20 protein-coding genes are annotated in these 20,464 nt (G+C 33.4%); 15 read left to right on the top strand and 5 right to left on the bottom strand.

Translation table 11 applies throughout. The features are described 5' to 3' along the window. Nucleotides 1-3: 3 nt before the first annotated feature. Nucleotides 4-972 carry a T9SS C-terminal target domain-containing protein gene (locus DR871_RS10420; RefSeq protein ID WP_242497100.1) on the bottom strand — a complete coding sequence of 323 codons (969 nt, stop codon included), beginning with the start codon at nt 970-972 and terminating at the stop codon, nt 4-6. A gap of 225 nt (nt 973-1,197) precedes the next feature. Here DR871_RS10420 and DR871_RS10415 point away from each other — a divergent pair, with 225 nt between their 5' ends. The 11 genes from DR871_RS10415 (at nt 1,198) to ftsY (ending at nt 11,009) form a co-directional block, all read left to right on the top strand. Continuing rightward, entirely contained in the window at nt 1,198-2,373 is a 1,176-nt protein-coding gene (locus tag DR871_RS10415; RefSeq protein ID WP_113666232.1) for a glycosyltransferase family 2 protein, read from the top strand. Nucleotides 2,374-2,457: 84 nt separating this feature from the next. Next, the gene (locus DR871_RS10410) at nt 2,458-3,759 is read left to right on the top strand and encodes a dihydrolipoamide acetyltransferase family protein (RefSeq protein WP_113666231.1); all 1,302 of its coding nucleotides are present in this window, start codon (nt 2,458-2,460) and stop codon (nt 3,757-3,759) included. Nucleotides 3,760-3,904: 145 nt separating this feature from the next. Next, nucleotides 3,905-4,681, top strand: coding sequence for a 3'-5' exonuclease (locus tag DR871_RS10405; protein WP_113666230.1), 777 nt, complete (start codon nt 3,905-3,907; stop codon nt 4,679-4,681). 42 nt (nt 4,682-4,723) lie between these two features. Then, nucleotides 4,724-5,335 (top strand): fumarylacetoacetate hydrolase family protein, encoded by a 612-nt coding sequence (locus DR871_RS10400; RefSeq protein WP_113666229.1) that lies wholly within the window; start codon nt 4,724-4,726, stop codon nt 5,333-5,335. A gap of 452 nt (nt 5,336-5,787) precedes the next feature. Then, nucleotides 5,788-6,855: a Ppx/GppA phosphatase family protein gene (locus DR871_RS10395; protein ID WP_165355327.1), complete on the top strand. Its 1,068-nt coding sequence runs from the start codon at nt 5,788-5,790 to the stop codon at nt 6,853-6,855. Between the two features lie 509 nt (nt 6,856-7,364). Next, a complete protein-coding gene (locus DR871_RS10390) occupies nt 7,365-7,709 on the top strand; it encodes an Hpt domain-containing protein (RefSeq protein WP_113666227.1) in 345 nt (114 codons plus the stop codon). 217 nt (nt 7,710-7,926) lie between these two features. Next, complete coding sequence (locus DR871_RS10385) at nt 7,927-9,180, top strand: CinA family nicotinamide mononucleotide deamidase-related protein (protein ID WP_113666226.1); 1,254 nt, start codon at nt 7,927-7,929, stop codon at nt 9,178-9,180. Nucleotides 9,181-9,252: 72 nt separating this feature from the next. After that, nucleotides 9,253-9,489: a 50S ribosomal protein L28 gene (gene rpmB, locus DR871_RS10380; protein WP_024980263.1), complete on the top strand. Its 237-nt coding sequence runs from the start codon at nt 9,253-9,255 to the stop codon at nt 9,487-9,489. 27 nt (nt 9,490-9,516) lie between these two features. Continuing rightward, nucleotides 9,517-9,699: a 50S ribosomal protein L33 gene (gene rpmG / locus DR871_RS10375; RefSeq protein WP_007805817.1), complete on the top strand. Its 183-nt coding sequence runs from the start codon at nt 9,517-9,519 to the stop codon at nt 9,697-9,699. 76 nt (nt 9,700-9,775) lie between these two features. Further along, nucleotides 9,776-9,928, top strand: a complete 153-nt coding sequence (locus DR871_RS10370; protein ID WP_072987107.1) for a DUF4295 domain-containing protein — start codon at nt 9,776-9,778, stop codon at nt 9,926-9,928. Nucleotides 9,929-10,055: 127 nt separating this feature from the next. Next, nucleotides 10,056-11,009 carry a signal recognition particle-docking protein FtsY gene (ftsY, locus tag DR871_RS10365; RefSeq protein ID WP_113666225.1) on the top strand — a complete coding sequence of 318 codons (954 nt, stop codon included), beginning with the start codon at nt 10,056-10,058 and terminating at the stop codon, nt 11,007-11,009. Nucleotides 11,010-11,197: 188 nt separating this feature from the next. Here ftsY and DR871_RS10360 read toward each other — a convergent pair whose 3' ends face one another. Continuing rightward, on the bottom strand, nt 11,198-12,271 hold the full coding sequence (locus DR871_RS10360) for a serine hydrolase domain-containing protein (protein WP_113666224.1): 1,074 nt from the start codon (nt 12,269-12,271) through the stop codon (nt 11,198-11,200). Between the two features lie 239 nt (nt 12,272-12,510). On the opposite strand from DR871_RS10360, the gene DR871_RS10355 reads away from it, so the two are divergent. Genes DR871_RS10355 through DR871_RS10345 form a run of 3 tightly spaced genes read left to right on the top strand, consistent with a single transcriptional unit; the run spans nt 12,511 to nt 13,734 of the window. Beyond that, a complete protein-coding gene (locus DR871_RS10355) occupies nt 12,511-12,951 on the top strand; it encodes a hypothetical protein (protein WP_113666223.1) in 441 nt (146 codons plus the stop codon). Continuing rightward, the gene (locus DR871_RS10350; protein WP_073355171.1) at nt 12,932-13,228 is read left to right on the top strand and encodes a DUF721 domain-containing protein; all 297 of its coding nucleotides are present in this window, start codon (nt 12,932-12,934) and stop codon (nt 13,226-13,228) included. Before DR871_RS10355 ends, DR871_RS10350 begins: the two co-directional genes overlap by 20 nt. A gap of 35 nt (nt 13,229-13,263) precedes the next feature. Continuing rightward, a complete protein-coding gene (locus DR871_RS10345; protein ID WP_113666222.1) occupies nt 13,264-13,734 on the top strand; it encodes a hypothetical protein in 471 nt (156 codons plus the stop codon). Between the two features lie 93 nt (nt 13,735-13,827). Here the strand turns inward: DR871_RS10345 and DR871_RS10340 are convergent, their stop codons facing one another. Continuing rightward, nucleotides 13,828-14,247, bottom strand: coding sequence for a nucleoside-diphosphate kinase (locus DR871_RS10340; RefSeq protein ID WP_113634352.1), 420 nt, complete (start codon nt 14,245-14,247; stop codon nt 13,828-13,830). A gap of 85 nt (nt 14,248-14,332) precedes the next feature. Beyond that, complete coding sequence (bshC, locus tag DR871_RS10335) at nt 14,333-15,931, bottom strand: bacillithiol biosynthesis cysteine-adding enzyme BshC (RefSeq protein ID WP_113666221.1); 1,599 nt, start codon at nt 15,929-15,931, stop codon at nt 14,333-14,335. A 104-nt stretch (nt 15,932-16,035) separates the two neighbouring features. Here bshC and DR871_RS10330 point away from each other — a divergent pair, with 104 nt between their 5' ends. Further along, a complete protein-coding gene (locus tag DR871_RS10330; RefSeq protein ID WP_113666220.1) occupies nt 16,036-17,319 on the top strand; it encodes an MFS transporter in 1,284 nt (427 codons plus the stop codon). A gap of 7 nt (nt 17,320-17,326) precedes the next feature. Here the strand turns inward: DR871_RS10330 and DR871_RS10325 are convergent, their stop codons facing one another. Next, the gene (locus DR871_RS10325) at nt 17,327-20,395 is read right to left on the bottom strand and encodes a T9SS type B sorting domain-containing protein (protein WP_113666219.1); all 3,069 of its coding nucleotides are present in this window, start codon (nt 20,393-20,395) and stop codon (nt 17,327-17,329) included. Between the last annotated feature and the right edge of the window lie 69 nt (nt 20,396-20,464).

Genomic DNA, 20,464 nt, shown 5'->3' with positions numbered 1-20,464 from the left:
CAATTATTGTTTCAGATAATTGCCCAGAAAAGCACTTAAATCAAAGTGATGCAACTGTTGCGGGATATTAATAAGTGGTCTTCTGGAGAAATTTTCATTGGTTAAATAATAGTGAAGTCCATCCTGGGTAGTGATGCCTTCTACCTGATGTAAAGGCAAGGAAATGTTGATTTTTCTCTTATTCCCAGAAAAGAAATCCGAACCATTGTAATCGTAAAACAGATACACAAAAGGGGATAAAAATCTGCTGTAGCCAGCCAAAACGAGTAGCTTTTTTTCGGGTAGAAACGTTGCTGAGGTTACTAATCCATCCACATCATAAGATTCTTTGAGTTGTGCAATATGTTTGCCAGGAATCTTCGGAATCTGGTATACGCTGGTTTTTCTCTCTTTCCATTGTTTGGTAAACAAGTAAATATTTTCCCCCGAAACAATAAATGCCTCACAATCAAAATTGGTTGCATTCGCTTTGTTGGTTTTGAAATCCTTTTGATTGGAATAGGAAAACGAAAGGGTATCAATTTTTTGTTTCTCTGTGTTAAGCGATTTTTTTTCAATTCTTAAAATCTGCAAATCTTTCCGGTTTCCGGTGAGATTGTTCCCAAAATCACCGATATAAATAAAGTCGCTGTCTTGCGAAATTTCCTCCCAGTCGGTATTGGTGACATTTTTAAGCTGCATTTTATTTTGAATGACACCTTTTGTATTCATGCCATAAAGAACCGTTTCCGTATTGTCATTACTAGTCCATAAAAGCGAATCACTATGTATTAAGCTGGACGTTTCTTTTAAAAGCGCATTTAGCTTAATGGAATATTTTGGCCTTATTTTTACCGAAACATAGGCGCAGCTTCCGTCATTAATAGTTGCAAGAGAATTGTAGTTTTTAGAAAGCGGATCCGTGCAACCCGAAATTTGAGCATGCGAAGTACAAATGGTAAACAAGAGAACTAATAAGAATATCTTTTTCAATGCAATAAATATATATAAGCGTTAATGTTTTTCAAAAGTAATGGATTCTATCGATTAAAATCTGAATCTGGAGCGTCTGGAAGTGTCGGGATTGTGATTATTTACAGGTATCGTTCCCGCTTACGCCTTTATCTTTGTTCGTTCCTCTCAAAGGATATAGGCTTTATCGGCGCTAAAAGGAAATATGTTTTTGTGTCTTTACATCTTAAAATATATCTTTGAAGAATGCAACTATCCGTCATCATTCTCAATTATAATGTCCGTTTCTTTCTGGAGCAATGTGTTTTAAGTGTTCAAAATGCTTTAGAAACCATTGACGGAGAAATTATTGTAATTGATAATAATTCGCAAGACGACAGTTGTGAAATGATGAAACAACGTTTTCCAAACGTAAAACTCATTCAAAACAATGAAAATCTTGGTTTTCCAAAAGGTAATAATATAGGAGTTGCTCAAGCTCAAGGCGAATACATTTGTATTCTGAATCCCGATACCGTTGTTGCCGAAGATACGTTTACAAAAGTATTGGCTTTCGCCCAAAAACAATCGGATTTTGGGATTTTGGGTTGTAAACTCATTGATGGAGCCGGGAATTTTCTACCAGAAAGCAAACGTGGTGTTCCAACGCCATGGGTCGCATTTACAAAGGTTACGGGTTTGTATAAATTAGTTCCTAAATTTAGAATATTCGGGAAATATTATGCGCAGCATTTAAGTGAAAATGAAACTGGAAAAGTAGACATTCTCGTGGGCGCTTTTATGTTCATGAGAAGAGATTTATACCATGGAGTTGGCGGATTTGACGAAGATTGTTTCATGTATTCCGATGATGTCGATTTGTCGTATCGGGTTTTGAAAGAAGGAAAATCCAATTATTATTTTCATGAAACGACCATAATACATTATAAAGGAGAAAGTACCATTAAGGATGAAATGTATATGAAACGTTTTCAGGAAGCGATGAATTTCTTTTACAAAAAGCATTTTAGTCCCGATGGTTCGGGATCCGTTTTATTCTCGATTTTTATGAAAGCAGGAATTGTATTTTTTTCTTTGGTAAAAATGTTTCAAGGAAAATCTATCATAAAAACAGTTCCAAAAGCATATCTGCTGTATTCGGCTAACGAAAAATTAGTAGAAAAACTGCATCTGGTTTTGCAAAATAAAGTTCGGTTTCACGATTTAAAAACAGAAAAAATGGTAATTTCGTCTTCTGTTAAAAACAAAAAAGCAGTGGAAATTATTTTAGATAACGAATTCATTTCTTTTAAAGAATGTATCGCAATTCTCGAATCGTCAAGAAATAAAGGGATTACCTTTAAAATTCTACCTAAAACCGCTAATTTTTTAATAGGAAGTAACAATAGTAACGAGAGAGGTGAGATTATAGAAATAGAGTAAAAAATTACATTTAATGTAATTTATATTTGAAATATTTAGTAATTTCGCAAACTGAAAATCAATATCACCTTTTAGGTTAACAATATGGCAAGATTTGAATTAAAACTTCCAAAAATGGGAGAAAGCGTTGCTGAAGCAACCATTACAAACTGGTTAAAAGAAGTTGGAGACAAAATTGAAGCGGACGAAGCTGTACTTGAAATTGCTACTGATAAAGTAGACAGTGAAGTGCCAAGTGAAGTTTCGGGGATTTTAGTGGAACAATTGTTCGGTAAAGACGATTTGGTTCAGGTTGGTCAAACGATTGCAATTATTGAAACCGAAGGTGGAGAACTGGTGTCAATTGTGAAAGAAGCGGTTGCTCCTGAGGTTATTGCTGAAGTGACAAAAACAGTGGATGCCGCCAAAGAAAGTGTTGCAGCTCCGGTAGATTTCTCTGATTCTGAAAAATTCTTATCACCATTGGTTAAAAATATTGCCAAAGAAGAAGGGGTTTCTGTTGCTGAATTAGCATCAATTTCAGGAACAGGAAAAGAAGGAAGAGTAACTAAAAATGATATTTTAGACTACGTAAAAAATAGAGCAAGCCAACCTGTAGTTGCGGCTCCGGTGGCAGCAGTTCAAAAACCAGTAGCAGTTCCAGTAGCACAAAAAGCAGCTCCGGTATCTGTAAGTGGAGGTGATGAAATTATTGAAATGGACAGAATGCGCAAGCTAATTGCGGGTTACATGGTTGCTTCGGTACAAACTTCGGCACACGTACAATCATTTATTGAAGTCGATGTGACAAATATTGTGAAATGGAGAGAGAAAAATAAAAATACTTTCGAAAAAAGAGAAGGTGAGAAATTGACGTACACGCCAATTTTCATGGAAGCAGTTGCGAAAGCACTGAAAGATTATCCTGGAATGAACATTTCTGTTGATGGTGATTATATCATCAAGAAGAAAAATATCAATCTTGGAATGGCGGCTTCGTTACCAAACGGAAATTTGATTGTTCCCGTTATTAAAAACGCGGATCAATTGAATTTAGTAGGAATGGCCAAAGCGGTAAACGATTTAGGTGGTCGCGCGAAAGCGGGGAAACTAAAACCGGACGACACACAAGGCGGAACCTACACAGTTACGAATGTGGGGACCTTTGGAAGTGTTTTTGGAACGCCGATTTTGAATCAGCCGCAAGTTGGGATTCTTGCTCTTGGAGCAATCCGTAAAATGCCGGCCGTAATTGAAACTCCGGAAGGAGATTTTATCGGGATTCGTCAGAAAATGTTCTTGTCGCACAGTTATGACCATAGAGTTGTAGATGGAGCTTTAGGAGGTAGTTTTGTGAAAAGAGTTGCTGAATATTTAGAAGCTTTTGATGTAAACAGGGATGTTTAAAAGTTCATAATTACAATATAAACCCGATTGATTTTTAAAAATCAATCGGGTTTTCTTTTTTTGAGGTTTTATGGAACTTTAAACGTTGAACTTTAAACGAAATTAAACCCAAATTTCTATATTTGTATCCACACAAAATATAAAAATGGAACTTAAACTCAATAAACCAATTTGCTTTTTCGATCTTGAAACCACAGGAATTGACATCGGGAAAGATAGAATTGTAGAAATCTCAATATTCAAAGTTTTTCCAAACGGAAATAAAGAAAGCAAAACCTGGTTAGTGAATCCTACGATTCCAATTCCCGCTCAAACTACTGCTGTTCATGGTATCACCGATGAAAAAGTAGCAAATGAACCTACTTTCAATGAATTGGCGGCGCAAGTTTACAATATGATTAAAGACAGTGATTTGGCTGGATTTAATTCAGATCGTTTTGATATTCCGTTATTGGCCGAAGAAATGCTACGTGCCGGAGTAGATTTTGACATGAAAAACAGAGTTTCAGTAGATGTGCAAACTGTTTTTCATAAAATGGAAGAACGAACATTAGGTGCGGCACATAAGTTCTATTGCGGAAAAACGCTTGAAAATGCACATTCTGCAGAAGCTGATACGATGGCGACTTATGAAATTTTGAAAGCGCAACTGGACCGTTATCCGGAACTGGAAAACGACATGAAATCATTGTCAGAATTTACAACCCGAAAAAAAATTGCTGATTTTGCAGGAATGATTGCTTTTGACAAAGACAATGAAGAAATTTTTACTTTTGGAAAACACAAAGGAGTAAAAGTGGATAAAATTCTGGAAACAGAGCCCGGTTATTTCAGTTGGATTCAAAACGCTGATTTTCCATTGTATACCAAGAAAGTTTTAACGGCGATTAAACTTCGAAAACTAAATAATAAATTAAGCTAATTTTTGAATCTTTCAATCATTAAATTTTTTAATTAATAAGAAATGAAAATAATCTGCATCGGTAGAAATTATACCAACCACATAGAGGAATTGCATAATGAAAGGCCTACGGAACCCGTGGTTTTCATGAAACCGGATTCGGCTGTATTGTTGAAACAACACCCGTTTGTAATCCCGGAATTCTCGGAAGATGTGCACCACGAAATCGAGATTATTGTCAAGATAAGCAAAGTGGGTAAATACATTGAGCCTAAATTTGCACATAAATATTATGATGATATTAGTGTCGGAATCGATTTTACCGCTCGTGATGTACAGGATAAATTAAAAGCAAAAGGGTTGCCATGGGAAAAAGCAAAAGCATTTGACGGATCGGCGGTGATAGGTGATTTTTTGCCAAAAAATCAATTTAGTTCACTAGAAAATATTAGTTTTAAATTGACCAACAATAATAAGACGGTACAAATGAGTAATTCTAGTTTTATGCTTTGGAAAATTGATGAGCTTATTTCGTATGTTTCTCAGTTTTTTACGTTAAAAATTGGCGATATTATTTTTACCGGAACTCCAGAAGGAGTCGCTGCGGTAAAACCAGATGACGTTTTAGAAGGGTTTTTAGAAGAGCATCAACTATTTAGAATACAAGTAAAATAGGCAGCAGATGCTTTCTAAAATAGATATACAATTGCTTGTATGGGTCAAATTTTGTAATTCAAATGGTGAATTTGTTTGTATTAGAAATATCTAGGGGAAGCATTAAAAGAATTAATATTATCTTCTTAGGATTAGTACTATAAGTATATCTTGTATCAAAAATCAAACTTATTAAATAAAACAGTTAGTAAAAAATGCAACTAAGAAATAGGGATCAAATAAATATTTAAATTCTTTTTTGTGAGAATAGAGTCAGTTTCAAAGCTCTAGTAAAAAATATTTTAATTTAGTATTTGACATATAGTTAATCAGGTATAAATATTGTTTTAATTTTGTTAAAAATTTATTAATTTATTTTTTTTCAAAAAATAATTATTGCAAAAAATAAATTACTTTTGTCGAAATATTTCATAATCATGTGGGAATACATGAGTTAAAACAAAAATAAAATTATGAAAAACACTCTTTTAAAAGGAATTATGTTATTGACTTTTGTCATGTTTAGTTTATCTAGCAATGCTCAATTGTTTGCTGGAATTGAAATAGGAAGTAAAGGAATAAAAATGTCAGTTTTAGATGTAGATAATATCAAAAAAGGCAGCTATGTTATTAAGGGATTTTGGACTGAAAATATTGGGATTGCAAAGGGAATTGCTATCGATGGTAATTTAGCGAAAGAAGATATAGATAACGCTGCCGCAGTTGTTTTGTCAAATTACATGAAAATAAAAAAAGAGTTTAATGTTTTGGATGAGAATATTTTTATAGTTGGATCATCTGGTGTGGCTATGGCTAAAAATACTAATGAATTAATTGATAAGATAAAAACTTCCACTAACAAAGATTTAGATTTTATAGATGCGCAAACAGAAGCGAAAATGTTACTTAAAGGATGTGTACCGCCTGTTGATTATATAAATTCTATGGTATTAGACATAGGAGGAGGAAATACAAAAGGAGGTTATGTTGATGTTAGAAACGGGAATGTTTTTGTATTTTTTCCGGTAAGTCTTAATTATGGTACCGTTACTTTAACTGAAACGGTATTGAAAAAAACAAAGGATTTAACATTGGGTGAATATAATGAAAAATCATTTGGTTTTTTACCGGTGCTAAGAAAACAAATAGACCTAATGTATGCGACTAGTCCTTTAGTTTTGGAGAAAGAAAAGGTCTTTATGTCTGGAGGAGCTGTTTGGGCTTTTTATACTCTTGTTAATGGGGCTGCGAAAAAGAATTTCAACGAGTTTAAATTAGAGAACGTAATTTACTACGACGCACTATTAAAAAACAACTTCAAAATATTTGAGGAGATGGCAAAAACTGATACGGAAGTTGAGGCAGTTCTAAAAACGTATTCACAAAAACATTTAATATCAGGTAGTAATATCCTTCAAGCTTGTTTAGAGGCATTACCAAATATTAATGATAAAAAATTATACTTTGCAAGAGAAGGAAAAGTTGCGTGGTTAGTTTCTTATATAACAGATAAATCTAAAAGAGTAAAACAGGTCTATTAATAATATTAAATTAGTTTTAATTATTTGTTTCTAAGGTGTTATAATACGCACAATCTTACATCAGAACGTTGTGCTTCAATTTTTTTAGATTATTTTTTAATTAATTTTAATCAAAAGAAAGCACCTATAGTCGAAGGTAGATTCTTGTTGTGCTAAAGTTTTCGATTCAAAATTTCTGTTTAATCGTAAAATATTTGCTTAAAACAGGAATTAGATTAATGGGATTATGTCTACGATACCGACAAAAACTATAAATTATAGCGGTTTTAGGCATAAATAATAAAATATATAATAGTTATGGCAGATGTCTTATAGCTAATTAAAAATAATACAACCATAGAATATAGGTTTGTAAAAGTCTAATAAAAAGTTTTTTTGTTAATTTTTTATGGCTTAATTGGCACTATTGTTTTAGTGAAAAACGAAATAATGAGTCCAACATGTTTAGTTAAATGATATTTTAGAACGAATTTTAGGAAGACTACAATTATTAAGAATATAAAAAAATAATGGCTATAAATTACAACCTTTCAAAAGTGTACGCACTTTCAGACAACGATCCGGAATTTGTAAATGAAATTCTGACTTTATTTGTTACCGAAGTTCCAGATGATTTACTACAAATTAAAGAAGGAATAAAAAAGAAAGATCACAAGCACGCTTATGCGTATGCGCACAAGATAAAACCTACGCTTGATTTAATGGGTTTAAATGTGGCATTTGAGGAGATTCTTCAAATCGAAGCATGGACTAAAGCAGAAGGCAAGAAGAAAGATATCAAAGAAACTTTTAAGAGCGTAAAAAACCAAGTTAATGACGCTATCAAGGAAATAAAAAAAGATTTCGATTTGTAATACCAAGGTGTGACCACGCTTTTACTATCGTCACAGCGTGGTCAGGCTATCCGTACAAACGAAGTTCACACTCTTATGAATTTAATTAGTAGCTGAAGTAATCTCCAGAAAAAAGGGGAGTATTTTTACTTTTAGCCCTCACGCAAAAAAAACGGAATATGCTATTTTATGCATTTTCTTTTTAGATTGCTATCTCAAAAAAAACATCATAGAATAAATGAAAGCAACCATAGTTACCATTGGTGACGAAATTTTAATAGGCCAAATTGTCGATACGAATTCTGGTTTTATTGCCAAATCATTAGATAAAATTGGTGTGGAAATCAACGAAATGATTTCGATAAGTGATGACAAAAAGCACATTTTAGATACGTTTGCAGCACTTCAAAACAAAGTAGATTTAGTGATTATCACTGGTGGTTTAGGGCCAACAAAAGATGATGTAACCAAGAAGACTTTCTGCGATTATTTTGAAGATGAGTTAGTGATTGATGAAGTGGTTGAGAAGCATGTGATTGAGCTTATAGAGCGCGTGATGAAGAGAACGGCATCACAAATTAATAAAGATCAGGCATTAGTTCCGTCAAAATGTACGGTGCTTCACAATCAGGTGGGTACTGCGCCAGGAATGTGGATGAAAAAGGAAAATACCGTTTTTATTTCGCTTCCGGGAGTTCCTTATGAAATGAAATATTTGGTAGAAAATGAAATCATTCCAAAAGTGGTTCGGGAATACAAACGCCCTTACATTATCCATAAAACAATTCTGACGTATGGACAGGGCGAAAGTCTGGTGGCGGAACGAATTGAAGATTGGGAAAACAATCTTCCTGCATTTATTAAGTTGGCTTATTTGCCTGCACCGGGAAGAGTTCGTTTGCGCCTTTCTGCCCGTGGTATCGATAAAGAAAAATTAGAAGCTGCTCTCGAAGAAAATGTAAATTCTCTGGATGCCATAATTCATGATATTATCGTTGGTTTTGATGATGATGAAACCATCGAAGTAGTAGTGGGTAAAATGCTTTTAAAACAAAATAAAACCATTTCGACTGCAGAGAGTTGTACTGGAGGGAAAATTGCGTCAATATTAACATCCGTATCAGGAGCTTCTGGATATTTTAAAGGAAGTGTTGTTTCTTACGCAACTGCTGCTAAAATTGATGTTTTGGGAGTTTCTAAAAATCTTATAAATGAATATTCTGTGGTGAGTAAAGAGGTGGTTTCAGAGATGGCTTTGAATGTAAAAAAGATGATGAAAACAGATTACGCAATTGCAACTACAGGAAATGCAGGACCATCAAAAGGAGACTCAAATGTGGAAATTGGAACGGTTTTTATTGCTTTGGCTACGCCAGATAGAATTATTGTTGAAGAATTTAATTTTGGGCAACCCCGTGAAAAAGTGATAGATAGAGCTGTAATTAAAAGTTTAGAACTGTTGCAGAAAGAAATTTTAAAAAATGTACGATAATAATGTTGGTTAATAGGTTTATTTTTCTTTTCTTTGCACCCTGATTTTGAATAACGATAAAAGATAAGTATAATGTCAAGAGTTTGTGACCTTACAGGTAAAAGAGCGATGGTAGGAAATAACGTTTCTCACGCTATGAACAAAACTAAGAGAAAATTTTCTGTAAACTTAGTTAAAAAGCGTTTTTATCTTCCAGAAGAAGATAGATGGATTACTCTAAGAGTAGCTGCATCTACGATAAAAACAATTAATAAAAATGGAATCGCTGCAGTTTTGAAAAAAGCGCAGTCAGAAGGATTTATTAAATAATCCATTCCAAAATAAAAAAATAGCAAGATGGCAAAGAAAGGTAATAGAATCCAGGTAATTTTAGAATGTACTGAGCACAAGACTACTGGTGTTGCAGGAACTTCAAGATACATTACAACAAAGAACAAAAAAAATACACCAGATAGATTAGAGATTAAAAAATTTAATCCAATCTTGAAACGTGTAACTGTTCACAAAGAAATTAAATAATAATAAAAGGTTTTAATAAAACTCTCAAATGATTAACATTTGAAAATTTTATTTAAATTTAAATAACATTTGAACCATGGCAAAGAAAACCGTAGCATCGTTACAAACAGCTTCTAAGAGATTGTCAAAAGCCATCAAAATGGTGAAATCTCCAAAAACAGGTGCATATACATTCGTAGAATCTATTATGACTCCGGAATCAGTTGATGAATTCTTGAAAAAGAAATAATCAACATTCATATTACATAGAAAAGCTACTTTCATTCGGAAGTAGCTTTTTTATTTTCTATATTTACCGTTAGAAAACGTATTGGTTCTTAGGGCTTAAATACTTCATTCTTAATACTATTTATACAATGAGTTTTTTCAAAAGAATATTTTCATCAGAAAAAAAAGAAACATTAGACAAAGGTCTTGAAAAATCAAAAACAAATTTCTTTTCGAAGTTAACCAAAGCGGTTGCCGGAAAGTCAAAAGTGGATGATGAAGTCCTGGATAATTTAGAGGAAATCTTAGTGGCCTCCGATGTTGGTGTGAATACAACCTTAAAAATTATTAAACGAATAGAAAGTCGTGTGGCTTCAGATAAATATCTTGGAATAGAAGAACTCAATCAAATCCTCAGAGAAGAAATTGCTGCTTTATTATCAGAAACTAATACAGGTGAAGCCAGTGAATTTTTAATTCCAATTCAGACGAAGCCTTATGTTTTAATGGTGGTTGGGGTAAACGGTGTTGGTAAAACGACTACCATTGGTAAATTAGCGTATCAATTTAAAAAACAAGGATATAATGTTGTTTTGGGTGCAGCCGATACTTTTCGAGCAGCAGCCATCGATCAGTTGCAAATTTGGGCGGATAGAGTAGGCGTTCCTATTGTTCGTCAGGATATGGGAAGTGATCCGGCTTCGGTAGCTTTTGATACATTGCAATCAGCAGTGGCTCAAAATGCAGATATTGTTATTATTGATACCGCAGGTCGTTTGCACAATAAAATTAATTTAATGAATGAATTGACCAAAGTAAAACGAGTGATGCAAAAAGTCGTTGGTGATGCGCCACATGATGTGTTATTGGTTTTGGACGGATCAACCGGTCAGAATGCTTTTGAACAAGCGAAACAATTTACAGCGGCTACTGAAGTTACTTGTTTAGCTGTTACTAAGCTAGACGGAACTGCAAAAGGTGGTGTTGTGATTGGAATCTCTGATCAATTTCAAATTCCTGTAAAATACATTGGTGTAGGCGAAGGAATTGAAGATCTTCAGGTTTTTAATAAGTATGAGTTTGTAGATAGTTTTTTTAAGTAATATTTAGTTGATGAATTTTTCTTCTTTAAAAAATATAGCTCCAATTTATTTTTATTTAATGAGCATTATTTCTTTTGTATTAGCCAATGTTGTCCGGGATTCAAATAGTACCATTTATTATTTTTTGATACTGATTGGCTTGGTTTTCTTTGTTTTAGGGTTCTTGAAACGTATTAAAACTAAATAGATTATTGATAGAGGGCACTAATTTTTTGCCACAATACTTCATCAAAATCAGATAAGGCAAACGTTGGATTGTCTGGATTTGCGACATCTCCCATGCGGATAACGACCATTTTCTTGCTTGGAATAACATAGATTTTTTGATCGTTTTTACCCAATGCCATATACATATCGGCTGGAGCTGTTGGTATTAAACTACCATTGAACTGCAATTGGCTTTGTGGTAAGTGATAACTTGATTTTCCATTCAGCCACCATAAATAACCGTATCCTAGATTTATATTTTGTGAAGTGTTTGTTGCTTCATTGAAATAGTTTTCATTTACTATTGTATTGCTTTCCCATTTTCCTTTGTTGTAGATTAACAAGCCGAAACGCGCCATGGAGCGAGTATTGCTTCCATATACGGAATTATTTCCTAATTGAAACCATGCACCATCCATTCCTATTTTATCTTTCAATTTGGTATTGAAATAGGAATTCCAGGTTTGACCGCTGGCTTGAGCAATCACATCCTGCAATTTTACATATACATTATGGTACGCCCAACGTGTTCCTGCATCGGCTTTGTATTTAAGACTTGCTGGATCAACATCATCCGTGCTATCATCTAATCCTGAAGTCATGTTGAGTAAGTGTTTGTTTGTAATCAAGTTTTCTTTAGCTAAAGGCAAGCTGGTCCAACCGGTTCCTATGTACTGCGAAACTTTATTGTTGATGTTAATCAGGTTTTCTTGTTGTGCAATTCCTGTTACAGTTGAGGTAAGCGTTTTGCCAGCGCTTGCCCAATACCAAAAAGCAGTAGCGTCATGGCCGTTGAAATAATTTTCCATTACGATTCTGCCATTGACAAGAATGATGAAAGATTTTGAATTTTTGAGTGCCAGATAATCCAATAGCGGTTGCACGGCGGATTGTTTCCAATCTAAACTTGCAATAGATTTTGTTTCCCAAGTTAAACCAGTTAAGGGCGGGAAATAGAGTGATTCAGGAGTGGGAGTAGGAGTTGGTTCAGCAGTCTCGGAACTGCAGCAGCTACAAAGTAATACGATGAGGAAACTATATATTATTTTTGACATCTGGTTACTAATTTAGTTCTAATTCATTTAAGACCAAAAATATAGAAAATAGTTTAATGTGTTTCCGCTATTTTTGTTTTCTTTGAATTTAATAAGAGTAACTTTGTAGTTAGAATAGAAGTGATTTATCCCGAGTTTTCTAGCCCTGATTGCAGTGAAAATCCTTTTTAGCCGCTTTTTTTGCGGATAAAAAGATTGAAGCGAAAAGCAGGAAACAGCTCCTAAAAATAATTAGTATTATGAAAAAAACATTTAGCATTCTTTTTATAGCATTTCTTTTTCTGGCTTGTCAGCAAAAGATAACCCCAGAAGACATTTCGAAAATAAACGGGTATTGGGAAGTAGAAAAGGTTGTTTTTGATTCCATTAAGGATAAGGAATACGGGATGAATGAAGTATATGATTATTTTGAAATAAAGAATAATAAAGGGATTCGGAAGAAAGTGATGCCACAATTAGACGGTACATTTGTTGTGAATGATACGTATGAAAAAGTAACGGTTCGGTTTGCGGATGATAAAGTATTTTTAGATTATTCTACGCCTTATATGAAGTGGAGTGAGGAGTTGATTGCTGTATCAGCGGAAGAATTAGTACTGTTGAACAAGGAAAAAACAGAATATCATTACAAGAAAGCAACACCAATAAATTTACTGGGCGATGGCAAAACGACTAAATAATCAAAGTACGATAGGGGATGTTTTGAAACAAATTATCCAAGTGAATAAACTGCAGCCCGGAATGGATCAAATTGATGTGAAAGACGCTTGGAAAAATCTTATGGGGAACGGCGTGAACAGTTATACGAATAATGTAGTGTTGAAAGGAAGTACACTGTATGTTGAGTTAACTTCGTCTGTTTTGCGGGAAGAATTAAGTCACGGAAAGTCTAAAATCGTGGCGATGATTAATGAGGAATTAAGACGTGATGTGGTGAAAGATGTAGTTTTACGATAGACTTGTTACAAGCCGATAATTAAATTTGTGTTCAGATGCGTGTACAATCTAAATTTAAATTTATAGTAATTTTTTTAGTTTTAAATATTACGATATTGCCACTTTTGTGTATTTATTTTGCAGCTACATCTCCGGTAGCGGGTATGGTTTTACCATTTTTATTTTTATTATTTGTCGTCTTTTTTTGGCTGGCAGTTTTTAGAACCAGAGCAAATAAAGTTGAAATTGATGGTAATACTATAATTGTAAAACGTTATTTTGGAGCAGGAAGATCTGTAGGCTATGATTTAAAAACATTAGATGGGTTTATAACCACAGTAGAATCAGCAAAGGGGGGTGTTTATGAATCTATTTTTATTCTTAAGAACGGAAAAAGAGTAGGTAGTATTTCTAGTTTTTATCACAGTAATTTTGAGCAGTTAAAGTCGATTTTGAAAGAGAAACTAATTGATCTTGGAGAAAGAAATCCTAGTTTCACGGGAGAAAGCTCTGAACTATTTAGATAAATATGGAATAAAAAAAATCCTGTTTGTGTAAAACAAACAGGATTTTTTATGCATTTCTGTGACTGAAAACGGCCACTGAGACTTTAAATAATATTAAAACTGCTCTCTTCCAGCAAAATGGAAAGCACCTTCGATAGCTGCATTTTCATCGCTATCAGAACCGTGAACTGCATTTTCTCCAATAGAAGTTGCGTATGCTTTACGGATAGTTCCTTCAGCAGCTTCAGCTGGGTTTGTAGCACCAATTAAAGTTCTGAAATCTTCAACAGCGTTATCTTTTTCTAAAATAGCAGCAACAATTGGTCCTCTTGACATGAATTCAACTAATTCACCGTAGAAAGGTCTTGCAGCGTGAACTTCGTAAAAAGCTTGTGCATCAGCAACAGTTAATTGTGTTAATTTCAAAGAAACGATTTTGAAACCTGCGTTTGTAATCATTGCAAGTATGTTTCCGATGTGTCCATTAGCAACAGCATCAGGCTTAATCATTGTAAATGTTCTATTAGTAGCCATCTTTTATTTTTTAAATTTTGTGCAAAAATAGTATTTTTTTATTGAATATTTTTACAAATTCGGCACTCAAATAACGGTTATCTGATTAAAGTACAATAATATCAAATTTATTGTCCAATGGTTTGAGCTGTTTGACTAATGTTGGGATTAGATTTTCACCAAATTCCAAATAAAATTCCGAAAAATTAGTTTGTCGTTCCTGTAGACTTTGGTTCGGGAATAACTCGTTTTGCAACTCATTGATGCGTTGCAAAATATCACTCAGTTTTCTTTTTTGTGCTTTCAGCAAACGTTTCTCCAGATTTTCTAATCCTTTTATTTGTTTGGTTTCTTGCGCTTTTACAGCTCCAAGGAAAGACTCGTCGGTTTTGTTCGCTACATCATAAAGCTCCTGAAATTGTTTTTGCAATTGTTTTTTTAGATGCGTTAAATCGACTGGGAAATCTGATAATTCTTTGGTTTTAGTCGTTACTAAATTTGCCTGTTTTGAAAATAAATCTGCCCAATTCAATTGTAATTTGTCTGCTTTTTTAGCTTGCTTTTCGGTTGCCAATAGTACAGAATTCCTAAGCAATAGGATTGGAAAAGTTACTTTTGCAGCAGCAAAAAAAGATTTTAGCTCCAACCAATAGGCAATTTCTCCGCCTCCGCCAATGTAGCAAAGATTAGGTAAAATCACTTCCTGATATAATGGACGCATAATCACATTAGGACTGAATTTTTCCGGATGATTTTCTATTAATGTTAGAATTTCTGTTTCAGAAAACTCAATTTTTGTATGATTTACTTTGTATCTATCATTTTCAAAGATGATGCGTTCTCGTACATCATCTTCGATATAAAACAAATTGATTTCACGAGGATTCACTTGAACGGTATATTCTTTTAATTTTTCTGCAGTTTCCAAAACTAATTTATGGGAGGATTGTTGCAGCAATTCTTCCTTTATAAAAGGGATAAAGTTGCGTTTTAAGTCAGCATTATCCGCATCCAAAATAACCAAACCACATGCGCTAAAAAGCGCATTAGCCAGAAATCTGGTAGCATCGGCTAAATTATCGTGATTGAGATAGGAATCTTCAAACAGTTTTTTTAGCGTAGCTGCATTTGTACTGGAGCCTAATTCCAAAGTATATACTTCAAGAAATTCAGCTAAACCTTCAGTAGACAAGCGACCAACAGGACCTGTGCTTTCTTTATTCCAACGGAATTTTTTGCCTTTAAAGTTGAAATAATTGATTTCTTCAAAATCATGGTCTTCGGTCGCCATCCAGTAAATGGGCACAAAATTACACGTTGGATATTTCTCTTTTAATTCGGTTGTCAAATTAATGGTCGAAATGATTTTATACAAAAAATATAAAGGTCCGCTGAACAAATTTAACTGATGTCCTGTTGTAACAGTAAATGTATTTGGGGTATTTAAAGCTTCAATATTTTGTTTGGTCAAAACCGAAGTTTCAACTTTTGAATATTGTTTTTCTAATGTGGAAACTAATATTTGTCTTTTATTAGTACCGTTCTCATTGAAGTTTATCTGCTTTTCTTGAATTTGTGCTTCAAAGTTTTCAAGTGTTGGAAATCGGTTGTATAAGGATTGTAAGTTTGTTTTTTTTTCTAAATAATCATTCATCAAAGAAGAGAAATATCCTGAATTCTGATAGCTGATACAGTCGGTTGGCATAATGAAGTTTTATATGTTGCTAATTTACCAATAATAATTGGAACTATAATATTTGTTACTTTCGAAAAATAGTATCATTTTTATCAAAAAAAATTAACAATTATATGAAAGATAATTTAAAACAATCGAATGAAAACTCATTAAAACATGTTCTTTTTGGCAGTTTAATTGGAACCACGATAGAATTTTTTGATTTTTATATTTATGCTAATGCTGCAGTTTTAGTTTTTCCTCAATTGTTTTTTCCTTCAACAGATAGTACTAATTCAGTTTTACTGTCCCTTGCGACATTTTCAATAGCTTTTCTTTCCAGACCTTTAGGTTCTGCGGTCTTTGGTCATTATGGAGACAAAATTGGCCGTAAAACCACCTTAGTAATTGCGTTATTAACGATGGGGATTTCAACAGTTTGTATTGGTTTTTTACCAAGTTATGCCAGCATTGGTATTGCAGCTCCTTTATTATTGATGTTGTGTCGCTTTGGTCAAGGTGTTGGTTTAGGTGGCGAATGGGGAGGAGCGGTATTACTGGCTATAGAAAATGCTCCATCTAATAAGCGAGCTTGGTACGGAATGTTTCCGCAACTTGGAGCACCAATAGGTTTGCTGCTTTCGGGTGGTACTTTCTTGATTTTGACCGATACAATGACTTCCGAAGATTTTCTTGATTATGGATGGAGGATTCCGTTTATAGCGAGTTCATTATTGGTTGTCGTAGGTTTTTATATCCGATTAAAAATCACCGAAACTCCTGCTTTCGAGAACGCTAAAAAAGAGAAAGAAGAAGTTAATATCCCATTTTTTACTTTACTAAAATTTTATAAAAATCAACTGATTTTTGGAACATTTGCGGCGATTACTACTTTCTTGGTTTTTTATCTCATGACGGTTTTTACACTTAGCTGGGCAACTTCTGATTTGGGTTATTCCAAAAGAGATTTTCTATTGATGCAATTGTTTTCGGTACTGTTTTTTGCACTTTTCATTCCTGTTTCAGCTTTAATTGCGGATCGTATCGGCAGAAGAAAAATGCTTATTTACGCCACAATCGCGATTGCTATTTTTGGTTTTGCATTTTCTTTTTTCATGAATTCCGGCAGTTCAGTTCTTGTGACTTTATTTTTATGTGTTGGAATGGCTTTGATGGGATTTACTTATGGTCCTTTGGGGACTTTTTTATCGGAATTGTTTCCTACAACGGTTCGTTATTCAGGAACTTCTTTGGCATTTAATTTGGCAGGAATTATTGGAGCTGCTTTTGCTCCTATGATTGCGATATGGTTAGCAACTCAGTATAGTTTGACTTATGTTGGGTTTTATTTGACCATAGCGGCTTGTATTTCTTTATTTTCATTGTTGATGGTCAGCAAAAAAGAACATAAATTTTGATAATTTGTTATCGTTTTAAACTAAAATGTCCTTTGTATTCATTTCCATCTGCTCTGGTTGCGATAAACCAATAATCATCTGATGGAAGTTCATTTCCATTCATGGTTCCGCTCCAATCGTTATTTTGGATTAATTCTTTGATTAATTTTCCGTAACGGTCAAATATTTTTATCGACAAGTTGGTTTCCAAGTCTAAAAATTTAATATTCCAAGTGTCGTTGAAACCGTCACCGTTTGGTGTGAAGTATTTTGGGTACATTAATAAAAAGACTTCATCTGTAGCGGTGCCGCAACCATTTTTGTCTCTGACATGTATTGTATAAGCACCACTATATAATGCATAAAATTGATTGCTGTCCTGAAAATGAGTACCATCAATTGAATATTCAAAATCGCCTGCACCGGTTACAAAAATACTTATTGTGTTTTGATTATCGGTCCAGTCCTGTGTATCTATCGAAGTAATGTCGGCAATATTTGATTTTCGTACTTCAAAATTCTTTGTACTCGAGCAAGATATAGGGCTGTAGTTATTAGTAGCTGTAACGGAATAATTTCCTGGATTTGTAACAAGTATCGAAGATGTTGTTGCCCCGTTTGACCATAAATAAGAATCGAAACCTGAACCGGCATTAATCGTGATTGTATTGTTTTCACAAATGGGAACAACATCTGGAATTGTTATTTTTGGTTTTGATAAAAGGGTTAGTTTTAATTCAACTATAGCGTAGCATGGTGTATTTGATTTGATACGAACGTAGATTTTGTTGTCGCCCAAAGCTAAGGTATAATTTGAAAAATTATTGATTTGATTACTTATCAATTGATTTTCTGCACCTAAAAAAGTCGAATAATAAGAAAAACTATATCCTGAAGTATTTAAAATTAATTTAGAATCATAATCTGATAAATTCAATTTCTCGGAACTGTCATTCAAATCATCACAAAATAATTCAGCATAATTATTTGCGGGTAAAGTGTTTATTAGCGAAATAGTAACAGCTAATTTATTAGAGCTTTCGCAATTGTTTTCTGTTTGCGAAGCATAATAAGTCACGCCGTCTTGCAAAGAAGTTGAATTGGACAAAAGAATTCCGGCTGAAGTATACCATTTTATCTGATTACCTGAAATTACAATAGTTTCTAGAGTTGGATTTTGACTGGAACAAAACGTTTGATTTGTGTTTCCTGTTGGTGCAGGTGTATTTTGAATATTTATTAAGACAGGAATTCTTTCGCTTTCGCAGCCATTAATAGTTTGTGAGGCGTAATAAGTGATTCCGTTTTCAAGTGGAGTTGTGTTTGATAAAAGAGTTCCATTTGTTAAAGCATCATACCATTTTATATTTTGACCCGTAATTGAAATCTCGCTTAAAGTCGCGTTTTGTTGGATACAGAAGGTTTGTGGGGGAAAATTTGAAGGTTTTACAATATTTAAAAGATTGACAAATACAGGTACTCTTTCACTTTCGCAACCATTTGAACTTTGCGATGCATAGTATAAAAAACCTGTCATTAAAGAAGTTGTAATAGGGATAGGATTTCCTCCAAGAAGAGAGTCGTACCAAGTTATATTATTCCCTGAAATTTCTAAATTGGCTAAAGTTGGGTTTGCTATTTTGCATAAATTTTGCGGAGTTACTGCTATGGGTCTAGTAGTTATTTTTAGACTTATTGTGACAGAAGATTGTGGACCTTCGCAATTTCCTGCTGTATTCATAGCATAATAAGTTTTACCTTCAACTAAAAGAGTGTTTAATGGAAGTTCAATTAAGTTGCTTTCAGAAATGAACCATTTAACTCCGTATCCATCGACTGTAATATCGTTTATTGTTGGATTTTGCTTAGAACAAATTGTTTGATTCGCAGACTCAAATTTTGGCGGAATATCATCAATGTAGTTTGCTGTTGTATCTTTTCGTCCAGTCCAAAAATAATTAAAAAAGGATGCATCAGGCACATTTATACACTTTAAGTTGGGATTGTTTACCCAGCTATTATAATCATTCCACCAAGTCCAACTAACTGAACTTCTCAAATCTAATACTGTTAGTTGGTTGTTATTACATCTAAGAAGTCCTAAGTTATTATTTTTTGAAACATCTAAACTTGTTATTTGGTTGTATTCACAATTTAAAAAGTTTAAAGCAGTATTTTTTGAAGTATCTAAATTAGTTAAATTATTAAAGTTGCAAATTAATGTATATAAGTTGGTGTTTTGAAAAATATTGATGTTAGTTAATTGATTATTTGAGCAATGTATTTCGTACAGTAAAGGGTTGTGAGAGAAATCTAAATTAAGTAATTTGTTGTTTATACATCTAAAATACTCTAGTTTAGTATTAGTGGTGAAATCTAAATTCATCAAATCATTGTATTCGCACGAAAATGACTTTAGTTGTATGTTATTCGAAATATCCAAGGTTGAAAGTTTATTTGTCCCGCAGGAAAAAATAGAAAGCATAGTGTTTTTTGTAACGTCTAAATTTGTCAATTGATTCTCACCACAGCTGAGAAAATTTAAATTAATTGCATTAGTGACATTAATTTCTGTTAATGAATTCTTGTATAATTGTATGGTTTCTAATAAGGGGCAGTTTGTTAGGTTTAAACTATTTAATTGGTTATTCGAAGCCGATAAGTATTTTAGTTTCGTATTTTTTGTAATATCTAAACTAGTTATGCTGTTGAAGCTACAGTTTAATTCTATTAAAGCAATATTTTTGGAAATATCTAAACTTGATAATCTATTGGAGGAACAAATTAATTTTGTTAAAGCTAAATTTTTTGAAACATCTAAACTCGTAAACAAGCTGCCATCAGTAATAGATAATTCCGTTAATTCCGTGAAATCTTCTATTCCTTTAAGGCTAACAATAAAATTTTGCCCTCCAGTGTAAAAGTCCAATTTAGTAACTGTATTTATATTTGAAGTTAATACTTTCCCATCAAAAGGACCACTGTCATAACCTTGACGAATCAAAAACCATTCGAAATTTTGATCAGGAATTAAAGTGTATTGAGAGTAAATCGCGGAAGAAAATATGAAAAATAAAAAAAGTAAAATTCGCTTCATAAGTAAGATTTATAGCCTGACAAATCTAATTAAATATCTACACAATCCATCCAACGATCAAACATTAAA

This window comes from Flavobacterium petrolei, assembly GCF_003314435.2.
In the GTDB taxonomy this organism is placed as follows: domain Bacteria; phylum Bacteroidota; class Bacteroidia; order Flavobacteriales; family Flavobacteriaceae; genus Flavobacterium; species Flavobacterium petrolei.
The sequence above is the reverse complement of the archived record's forward strand: the minus strand, read 5'-3'. Positions and strand labels throughout refer to the sequence as shown.